Source organism: Anaerotignum faecicola, assembly GCA_024460105.1.
Taxonomy (GTDB): domain Bacteria; phylum Bacillota; class Clostridia; order Lachnospirales; family Anaerotignaceae; genus JANFXS01.
The window spans coordinates 1-636 of the sequence record JANFXS010000048.1 but is presented as its reverse complement, the minus strand read 5'-3'; the positions used below and the strand labels follow the sequence as shown (position 1 = coordinate 636).

1 protein-coding gene is annotated in these 636 nt (G+C 55.3%); it reads right to left on the bottom strand.

The window, feature by feature from the left end; translation table 11 throughout:
- A partial coding sequence (locus NE664_12655; GenBank protein MCQ4727486.1) for a DNA-binding response regulator occupies nucleotides 1-636 on the bottom strand: 636 nt, incomplete at both ends.

Here is a 636-nt window from a genome sequence, read left to right as displayed (position 1 = left end):
TCCATCTCCCGGCTCCCGGGGAGCGAGAGAAAGAGATTCGTATATTTTTCTTCGATTTCACCCAAGCTGCATCCGTGATAGATGATTCCGGCCGCGGTATAGGCGGAGCCGCCGCTGCCTGAGAAGAGTTCGATTCCGCTGTGGACTGCGTATTCGATGGCGGCAGAGAGCAGGGAGGAGAGCGCGGATTCCAGGGCAGGAAGCGAAAACTGTTCCTGCCCGATGATCTGAAAAACGGAATGAAGGCTGTTTAAGATAACCTGGTGGTCTTTTTTCAGCAGGCCGCCCGCGATTCCCCGTATGGAAGTATTTAGCTGTTCCAGCGCCTGCTTTTCCGGCAGACGGGTGTGGAAGGCGCCGCTCTCTGTTCCGTAGACGGTGCGGAAGGTGAAAAACTGCAGGGCAGTCTGGTAGGCGGAACTGATGGCTGCGGCAAGGCCGTCCTCCCCATTTCCATATCCGCAGACGATATCCTTTGAAAAATTTTCCAAGGCAGCGGCGGAGAGGCGTCCCAGAAAATGATCCGGTCCGAAAGGCAGCTGTGTTTGCGGAATGATCAGAACCTGGTGGTTATAGATATCCGTTACCTGGACACAGCCTGATTTTCCGGACAGCAGGCAGCCGGAGAGATTACCG